General features: G+C 52.4%; 6 protein-coding genes and 1 pseudogene. All 7 read left to right on the top strand.

Annotation, left to right across the window (positions count from 1 at the left end):
* The first annotated feature begins 5 nt into the window (after positions 1 to 5).
* Positions 6 to 1115, top strand: coding sequence for a restriction endonuclease subunit S (locus HMPREF2807_RS11370; protein ID WP_232751676.1), 1110 nt, complete (start codon positions 6 to 8; stop codon positions 1113 to 1115).
* 10 nt (positions 1116 to 1125) lie between these two features.
* Positions 1126 to 4278 (top strand): type I restriction endonuclease subunit R, encoded by a 3153-nt coding sequence (locus HMPREF2807_RS11365; protein WP_070513017.1) that lies wholly within the window; start codon positions 1126 to 1128, stop codon positions 4276 to 4278.
* Between the two features lie 130 nt (positions 4279 to 4408).
* A pseudogene (locus tag HMPREF2807_RS14060) lies at positions 4409 to 5851 on the top strand (class I SAM-dependent DNA methyltransferase); the annotation flags it as partial.
* On the top strand, positions 5834 to 6142 hold the full coding sequence (locus HMPREF2807_RS14055) for a type IIL restriction-modification enzyme MmeI (RefSeq protein WP_369816159.1): 309 nt from the start codon (positions 5834 to 5836) through the stop codon (positions 6140 to 6142). The pseudogene HMPREF2807_RS14060 and the gene HMPREF2807_RS14055, both read left to right, overlap by 18 nt.
* Positions 6139 to 8118: a DEAD/DEAH box helicase gene (locus HMPREF2807_RS11350; RefSeq protein WP_070513004.1), complete on the top strand. Its 1980-nt coding sequence runs from the start codon at positions 6139 to 6141 to the stop codon at positions 8116 to 8118. The genes HMPREF2807_RS14055 and HMPREF2807_RS11350 overlap by 4 nt, the downstream gene beginning before the upstream one ends.
* Positions 8111 to 9283 (top strand): GIY-YIG nuclease family protein, encoded by a 1173-nt coding sequence (locus tag HMPREF2807_RS11345; protein ID WP_070513001.1) that lies wholly within the window; start codon positions 8111 to 8113, stop codon positions 9281 to 9283. Before HMPREF2807_RS11350 ends, HMPREF2807_RS11345 begins: the two co-directional genes overlap by 8 nt.
* A gap of 141 nt (positions 9284 to 9424) precedes the next feature.
* A partial coding sequence (locus HMPREF2807_RS14265; RefSeq protein ID WP_232751673.1) for a hypothetical protein occupies positions 9425 to 9627 on the top strand: 203 nt, incomplete at its 3' end.

The raw sequence follows: 9627 nt of genomic DNA, 5'->3' as shown, positions 1-9627 counted from the left end.
GGCAGATTCCAGGTGCAGGTAAGGCAGATTCATATCAACGCCTTTCTCTAACAATGAACGGTGTGCTGCCGAGATCACGAGAAGCGACCGACGGCCTCCAGCCAGAATCTTTTGACTCGTATCAGTTGTTGAAGCCTGGCCATCTCGTATTCAAGCTGATTGACCTGCAGAACGTCTCAACAAGCCGAGTCGGTTTGTCAGAAGACGAAGGCCTCGTAAGTCCTGCATATATCGTGGTTCAGCCGTCCAAGGAGGTCTTGCCACGCTACGCATACTGGTACTTCATGGATCTCTACTTTCGACAGGTCTTCAATAACCTGGGTGAAGACGGGGTCCGAGCATCTCTCGGATGGGAAAGCCTGAAGGAATTGCCGTTCCCACTACGTTCAATTGAACAGCAGGAGCGGATCGTCCAGTATCTCGATGTGGAGACGGCGAAGATTGACAACCTCATCACTAAACAGCGTGAGCTTCTCAAACTGCTCGATCTTCGTAACGAGGCACGCTGGCATGAGGCGTTCACGGGGTTCACACCCTTGAAAACGCTTCCGTTGAAGCGGTTACTTGTCAAGCAATATCGACCGGTGGTTGAAGGGGCTGGCGTCGTCACTGCTTTTCGTGATGGCGAGGTAACACTGCGCTCAAACCGTCGGGAAGAAGGGTTCACTTTCTCAGAGACAGAAGCTGGGTATCAAGGAGTAGTTGCGGGCGACCTGGTGTTCCACGGCCTGGACGGCTTCGCGGGTGCCGTCGGTATCTCTGATAGCAACGGCCAGTCGACACCCGTTTATCACGTCTGTCGGCTCCGTAATGATGATGACAATCTTCGTTTTATTGCTTACTTGCTCCGATATCTGGGTAATAGCGGGTTCTTGGCTACCCAAGCACCAAGCGTTCGTCAACGTGCTGTTGACTTCAGGAATTGGCAGACTTTTGGTCGGATTCCCCTTTCTCTGCCTCAAGGGAAAGTGCAGCAAAGGATTGTGTCTGAGCTAGATGAGAGCGCTAAAGCGCTTGCCGACGCTAGGGCAACAATTGAGCGTGCTTTGGGGCTCTTGCAGGAGCGTCGTTCGGCGTTGATCACTGCTGCGGTGACTGGCCAGATTGAGGTGTAAGGAGGACGTAATGGGTGTTCAGCACGAGAAGAGTTTCGAGACCGAGATTTGCGAGTACCTCGGCTCGCATGGCTGGCTGTACGAAGAGGATTTCACCGGCTATGACCAGGAGCATGCGCTGATTCCGGAGGACGTGATTGCTTGGCTTCAGGTGACGCAGCCTGAGCAGTGGGCGCGGGTCATGCCGGATAACGGCTCGCCGGTGGAGACTGCTCTTGCAAAGCGGTTGTTGGTGGATCGGCTCGTCAAGGAGCTCGACCAGCCGCTTGAGCATGGCGGCGGTCTGCTGGCCGTGCTGCGTGGCGGGTTCAGGAAGACCCCAGCGAAGTTCTTCATGTGTGCGTTCAAGCCTGCGACCTCGATGAACCCCGAAGCTGAGCAGCACTACCAGGCAAACCGACTCCGGGTGGTACGGCAGGTACATCACTCGGCAAAGCGCCCGCAGGATTCGATCGACCTGGTGTTCTTCGTCAACGGTCTACCGGTGGCGACCGCCGAGCTCAAGACCGACAACACACAGTCGATTGATGACGCGGTGCATCAATACCGTCGAGACCGTCAACCTCAAGGTGAACCGTTGCTGAAGTTCGGCTCCCGTGCTCTGGTGCATTTTGCGGTCTCTACTGACGAGATCCGGATGACCACGAAGCTAGATGGTGCGAACACGGTGTTCTTGCCGTTTAACCTCGGCAATGACGGCGGTGCCGGTAATCCGGTCAACCCGAATGGCGCTGCCACTTCGTACCTGTGGGAGCGGGTGCTGCAGCGTGATAACTGGCTGCAGATTCTGGAACGATTTGTGAACCTGCAGATCACTGAGAAGGTCGATCCAATCACTGGTGTTCGCTCGCGTAGTAGGCAGATCATCTTCCCGCGCTTCCACCAGTGGGAGGCCGTCACTAGCTTGCTCGAGACCACGAGCGCTGAGGGGCCGGGTAGTAAGTACCTGATCCAGCACTCTGCAGGATCAGGAAAAACGAACTCGATCGCGTGGCTTGCTCACGGGCTCGCGAACCTCCACAACGCCGATAATTCGAAGACCTTTGATTCGGTGATCGTCGTGACTGATCGTACCGTGCTCGATGACCAGCTTCAGAAGGCAATCAAGGCAATTGAGGGCACGAAGGGTGTAGTCGGAACGATTAACGCTGACGAGGTTCGTAAAGCGTCAGCGACCTCAAAATCGGACCTGTTAGCCAAGGAACTGAGTAGCGGCAAGCTCATCATCATCGTCACGTTGCAGACTTTCCCGTTCGTGCTTGAGGCGCTTGCGCAGCAAGGTGGGCTCGCGGATCGCAAGTTTGCGGTAATCGCGGACGAGGCGCACTCATCTCAGACCGGCACAAGTGCTCAGAAGCTGCGACAGGTCCTTTCACAAGCAGAGGTCGAAGCCCTCGAGGACGGTGGCGAAGTAAGCGTCGAGGACGTGCTTGCCGCTGAGATGGCAGCGCGGGCGACAGCCAAGAACATCTCGTTCTATGCGTTTACTGCTACGCCGAAGGGCAAGACGCTGGAGATGTTCGGTCGTCCTGGTGCGGATGGTTTGCCACAGCCTTTCCACGTGTACACGATGCAGCAGGCCATCGAGGAGGGCTTTATCCTTGATGTGCTGCGCAACTACACAACGTACAACACGGCTTTCCAGCTCGCCCAGAAAGCCGGTGGGGCGGTTGGAACTGACGAGCTCGTCGATGAGGGCACCGCGAAAAAGGGCCTGATGCGGTGGGTGAGTCTGCATCCGACAAACATTGCTCAGAAGGTTCAGATCATCGTCGAGCATTTCCGCGAGAATGTTGCTGAGCTCCTCGATGGGCACGCTAAGGCGATGGTGGTGACCTCGAGCCGAGCCGCTGCGCTGAAGTACAAGATGGCAATCGACGCCTACGTTGAGAAAAACAACTATCCGTTGGGAACCCTGGTGGCGTTCTCTGGAAGCTTGACCGCTGAGCAGATTGATGATGTTGTGCCTGGCGTGCAGGAGCCGTATACAGAAACGAACATGAACCCTGGCCTGCGTGGTCGAGGGATTCCACAGGCGTTCGCGGGTGATCAGTTCCAGGTTTTGATTGTTGCCAACAAGTACCAGACGGGCTTTGATCAGCCGTTGCTTTGCGCGATGTACGTGGACAAACGCCTTGACGGGATCGAAGCTGTCCAGACGCTTTCCCGTCTGAACCGTACCCTGCCGTCCAAGGGTAAAGACACTACGTACATTCTTGACTTCGTCAACGACACGGACACGATCCTCGATGCATTCCTGCCGTACTACCGCACTGCCGAAATCATTGAAACTACCGATCCAGATCTCGTGCATGACCTTGCGCGGAAGCTTGAAGTTGCCGGGATCTATACGAAGGATGACGTGGATGCCTTCGCGCAGGCATTCATCATCGAGAAGAAGCACGGTAAGCACACTGCATCGCTGAAGCAAGCCGCTGACCGGTTCAATGACCGCTACGTGGCTGCCTTGGCCGACAACGCAAAGGCCGAGATCGACGAGCTTGACCTCTTTCGCAAGGACGTCGGCTCATTCGTGCGTCTCTACGATTTCCTGTCCCAAATCGTCGACTATCAGGACACCGACCTCGAGAAGCTCGCCCTGTTCCTCCGGCTACTGCAACCGCGACTTACGGGTCGCAAGACTCCAGAAGAGCTGGATTTTAACAACATCGAGCTCACCCACATCAAGCAGACGCGTAAGAGCGAAGGAGCTATTGCACTCGGAGGTGACGGCGAGAAGCTCAAACCGATGGGTGTCGGTGGTGGACGTTCGCGCGACCCGCACCTGGTTGCCTGGGAAGAAATCCTGAACAATATCAATGCCCTTTTTGAGGACGAGGATTTTGATCCTGGTTCAGTGGAGTCCTGGGTACAGGGCGTCGTCACGATTCTCGTTCAAAATGAAGAGATTAAGGATCAGGTCAACGCGAACACCAAGGAGCAGTTTCGCGAGTCGCAGACGATCGAAACTGCCGTCACGAACGCGGTGCTCGATCACCAGGACTCACAGCAAAACATCATGGAAAAGTTCTTCGACAGCGCTCATCGCAAGGGCCAGATCATCAAAGAGATCTCCGACCTTGTTTACTGGGAACTCCGCCACGAGGCTGAAAAGAGTACACAACCTCAAGACGACGCAGAGGACGACATCAACCAGGAGTAACAATTACTGCGCGCGAAATCCCGACTGGTTCACCCCTCTACGGACGCCAGCCGGGGTAGCGGCGTGCCGAACACTTAGCGATTCAGCAAGCTAACCTCCAAACGGCAGCACTGGGACGAATTCCCAGGTCATAGCCGGTAATGACGCTATCCGATGGCACCGCTCCGCACTGGGGTCTTGTATCCAACGTGACCAGTTGTGCGATCCGGCCTGTGGCTCAGGAAATTTCCTTGTTATCGCATATAAAGAACTACGCCGGCTGGAGCACTCAATCCTCGAGCGACTGGCTTTACTAGATCAAAGGCACAGCGTGCTTTGGTCCGACTCGCGCATCAGCATTGAGAACTTTTACGGTATTGAAATCGATGATTTCGCTGTCGAGATCGCAGTCTTGTCAATGTGGATTGCTAAACATCAAATGAATACGGAGTTTAAAGATAAATTTGGTACCGAAATTCCGCTCATTCCTCTGAGGGAGACGGGGCGCATTCAGGCTGGAAACGCAACACGTCTTGATTGGAAACAAGTTTGCCCAAATGGCGGAAACGAGGAACTCTATCTTATTGGAAACCCGCCCTACGGAGGTTCTCGGAAGGTAAGTACAGAACAAAAGTCGGATTTCCCGTATGTCTTTGGTGATCGACCTTTTTCAAAAAACCTTGACTACATTTCGCTTTGGTTTATCAAAGGGGCAGGTTACATTGCTGGTACTCTTGCAGAGCTGTCTTTCGTAGCCACAAATTCCGTTGTTCAAGGTGAACACGTCGGATTGATGTTCCCGATGATATTTGATAAAGGCGTTGAAATTAGCTATGCATATACTTCGTTTAAGTGGGAAAATAATGCAAAACATAACGCGGGTGTGACTGTTGTTGTCATTGGAATGAGGGCTGTTTCAGAAAAGAAGAAATATCTATTTAGCGGTAACGCTCGAATTGAGGTGTCCTCGATTAATGGTTATTTGGCCGATGCAGAGAATGTGTTTGTATACCGACGCACATCGCCGCTTTCTTCTCAGCTCCCGCAAATGGCGTTTGGTTCTGTGCCGCGCGACGGTAAGCATCTTCAATTGTCCGTTTTTGATTCAGAACAACTGTTAACTGAGAACGTTAATGCCAAGAAATTTGTGAAGAAATACTTGGGGTCATCAGAGTTTATCAACGGGAACGATAGATTTTGTCTTTGGATAGATGATAGTGATGTAGCTGAAGCGCGAAGCGTTAAGTTCATCCAGAAACGCCTCGAGCAAGTAGCAGCGGAACGAAAGCGAAGTACTTCTAAGGTTGCTAACGAATTTGCTGACCTGCCGCATCGATTTTGACACCGTGCTTATAAGCCCACTGATTCGATTATCGTGCCTAGGGTCTCTTCAGAACGTCGCGAATACATCCCAATCGGATATCTTGGGCCAGATACGGTGGTTTCAGACGCGGCATTTGCCGTTTACGATGCAGAGCCCTGGTTGTTTGCGCTCCTCACATCGAAGATGCACATGGTCTGGGTCCGGGCCGTTGGCGGCAAGATGAAGACTGACTACCGATATTCCAATACGATCGTGTACAACAACTTTCCTGTTCCAGAGTTATCGGCCCAAGCGAAGAATGAGCTTTCGCAGCGCGCACTTCGAGTGCTTGATGTTCGTGAGTATCACAGTGAATTCACGCTTGCCGAACTTTATGACCCGGATAAAATGCCGGATAATTTGCGGCAAGCGCATGCTGAGGTAGACGCTGCTGTCGATAAGCTTTTTTCCGCTCGCCCGTTCGAGAGCGATGAGGCTCGACTGTCCGTGCTCTTTGCTATGTATAAAGAGGCAATTGAAGCGGAAGAAGCTGCGGGAGCGAAAGGTAAGCGGAAGAAATGAGCGCGAAGAGCTTTAGTCAGGCGGTAGAAAACGTTGTCACCGTTGAATATGCGCAGTCGGGTACGTCAGTTAACACTGATGGAATGGGCATGCGCGAGATGCAGCGTCGTGTCTTTGAAGAGCGCGCAGCTCAGTATTTGCTGATTAAGGCGCCGCCGGCATCGGGAAAGTCGCGCGCGTTGATGTTTGTGTCTTTGGACAAACTGTTCAATCAGGGACGTAAGAAGGTAATCGTTGCCGTGCCAGAGCGCTCTATTGGCGCGTCGTTCGCTAGTACACAGCTGATGGCGAACGGGTTCTTCGCGGATTGGGAAGTCAAGGATTCCAATAATCTCTGCACACCTGGAGCCTCGGCGAGCAAGGTCGATGCATTTATCAAGTTCTTGCATGGACCTGATCCGATTCTGGTGTGTACGCATGCGACGCTGCGCTTTGCGTTTGAGAAATTGGCTCCGGAAGACTTCAACGGGGCAGTTCTCGCAATCGATGAGTTTCACCATGTCTCTGCGGATACGGAATCAAACCGATTGGCTGCGCTTTTACATGACGTGATGAGAGGCTCGGATGCCCATATTGTGGCGATGACGGGTTCCTACTTCCGTGGCGATACCATGCCGGTGCTTGCTCCTGAGGACGAAGCTAAATTCACTCCGGTGACGTTTACGTATTATGACCAGCTCAACGGCTATACGTATCTGAAGTCGCTTGGCATTGGACACCATTTCTACCAGGGCCGCTATACCGATGCGTTGGATGAAGTCCTTGATCTTGATCGGAAGACGATTCTTCACATCCCTAACGTGAATTCGGGTGAGTCCACCAAGGACAAGATTGAAGAAGTCAACACCGTCATCGACATCATTGGAGATGTTGAGTCAGTCGATGCGGAATCAGGCATTATCAACGTTTGCCGTCGCGATACCGGTGAGATCCTGCGCGTCGCCGATTTGGTTGATGATTCCAACCCGAAACGTCGTGCCGAGACGCTGTTGTATCTGACTGACGTGGCGGCAAAGCAGCGCGATGGAGTAGACATCATCATTGCCCTTGGCATGGCGAAGGAAGGCTTTGACTGGCCTTACGCGGAGCACGCCTTGACTGTTGGCTACCGAGCATCGTTGACGGAAATAATCCAGATCATTGGGCGCGTGACCCGTGATGTGGAAGGGAAAGCCCACGCTCAGTTTACGAACCTTATCGCTGAGCCCGACGCAGGTCAGGACGAAGTCACTGTTTCGGTGAACAATATTCTGAAGGCAATTACTGCCTCGTTGCTTATGGAACAGGTACTGGCACCCAACTTTGATTTCAAGAAGAAGAAGGACCGAGACGACAAATCTACTGCGGGTAAGATTAAGGTGTTTGGCTTCCAAGAACCATCCACTGAGAGAGTGAAGCAGATCGTCGAGGCGGATCTCAATGATCTGAAAGCTACGATTCTTCAGGACGATACGTTTGCACGCGCAGCGATCGGCGGGTCAGAACCAGAGACAGCGAACAAAATCCTTATCCCGAAAATCATCCGAGAGAAATACCCGGATCTGAACGATACCGAGGTAGAGGAAGTTCGACAGCGGATTGTCGTCGATTCTGTTGTGAAGACTGGCCGCGTTCGCGAAGTCGGCGACAAGCGGTTCATCGAGCTCGCTAATCGTTTCGTGAATATTGATGAGCTGAGCATTAATCTGATTGACTCGATTAACCCCTTCCAGCGGGCATTTGAAGTGCTCTCGAAGTCGGTTACGCCGTCGGTGCTTAAACTGATTTCCGACAGCATTGACCTGACACGTATTGCACTGACGCCGAATGAAGCGATGAAGCTCTTCCCCACGATTCAAGATTGGGCGAAGGTTAATGGACGTAGGCCGGACCGTCGTTCCAAGGACGCTACGGAAAGGCTTTATGGTGACGCATTGATGGTGCTACAGCAGCTGAAGCGCGAGCAAAAGAGAAAGGAGCTAGCCGGAGATGAATGATGACTTCGACGCAGCAGCTTTTGCGGAGCTTCTCGCTAGTGATACCGGCGGTTTGCTTGATGCGCCAGCGAAGCCAAAGCCGGTTACTTCGAGCGATAGGCTGGAACGCAGCTTTTTAGAGATTGTGGAGTTCTATCGCGAACACCAACGTGTGCCGTCCTCAGAGACTCTGGATATTGCAGAGCGCAAGCTGGGAGCACGACTCGATGGTTTTCGTGCGGCTCCGGAACGAGCTGCTGCGGTTGCTCACCTCGATGAGTTTGAGCTACTCGCGAAGCCAGAGATTGATTCTTACGAGGATCTTTTGGCGAATGATGACCTTGATCTTCTTGACGATGAAAGCGATATTTTTGATACTTCATCGCTGCCTGTAATCGCTGAGCGCCGGAGTGCTAAAGAAGTTTCTCGTCGTGTTAAGGCAAAGAACTTCGAAGAGTTTGAGCCGCTCTTCAAGCAGATGCATGCGGATCTGGCATCTGGTGAATTCGTCATTAGGTACTTCGCTGGCGAGGACACGATCAAGGAAGGCCAATTCTTCATTCTGGCTGGCGTGATGCTCTTCGTTGCAGAAGTTGGTGAGGACGAAATCGTGGCCAGCGGAAGCACAACAAAGAAGAAGCAGCGTCTCCGCGTCATTTTTGAAAACGGTACCGAAGGATCCATGTATAGACAGTCGTTGTCTATTCGCTTCTATTTGCAGGACGGACGCTCGATTGTACGTTCAGGATTTGATGCTTCAGAAATCGGGGACGCCGACGTTGAGAGCGGACATGTGTACGTGCTGCGCTCACTCAGCGAAGACCCGCAGATTTCTTCGATTGAGAACCTGTACAAGATTGGGTTCTCTCGCAATCCGGTGAAGAAGCGGATCGCGAATGCGGAGAAAGAGCCGACATTTTTGATGGCGCCAGTTCATATCGAGGAGGATTACCGCGTCTATAATTTGCGTCCCTCTTCACTGGAGAGTTTGCTACATCGGGTGTTTGGCAGCGTTCGATTGAATGTTTCACAGGTAGGCATTGACGGGCGTATGTACAACCCACACGAGTGGTTTGTGGCTCCGCTGCCGGTTATCAACCAGGCGATCAAGATGATTTTGACCGGTGACATTGTCAACGTTGTTTATGACCCCGCGCAAGAACAGCTAGTACCTCGCGAAGATTGAGGTCGGCATATTTTTAAAATGTAGCGAGGGACGGCTTAACTAAGGGAGTCGAAGCTTGAACAGGTAGTCAATAGTTCGGCACGACTCTTGACTTGTAGGTGGATCGAAAGTCAAAAATCTGGTTTTGAAGGAGATTGGTTCTTGCAACAGGATGATTTCTTTGAATGGATTGACGTGTTCGATGGCTTGGTAGAAAGGCAAGTACAACGAATTAATCGGAAGTTGCTTGAGGAAGTTAGAAACGGGACTTCCAGCCGAGCTGACTTGGAAGTCGTCGTTCCCCTAACTCAAATTGTCCGAGATGAATTTACAGGCTCTTCCGGTTTTGGGGTGCGTAGCGGGGT

The sequence above is a fragment of the Corynebacterium sp. HMSC074A09 genome (assembly GCF_001811545.1).
Lineage (GTDB): Bacteria > Actinomycetota > Actinomycetes > Mycobacteriales > Mycobacteriaceae > Corynebacterium > Corynebacterium hiratae.
The sequence above is the reverse complement of the archived record's forward strand: the minus strand, read 5'-3'. Positions and strand labels throughout refer to the sequence as shown.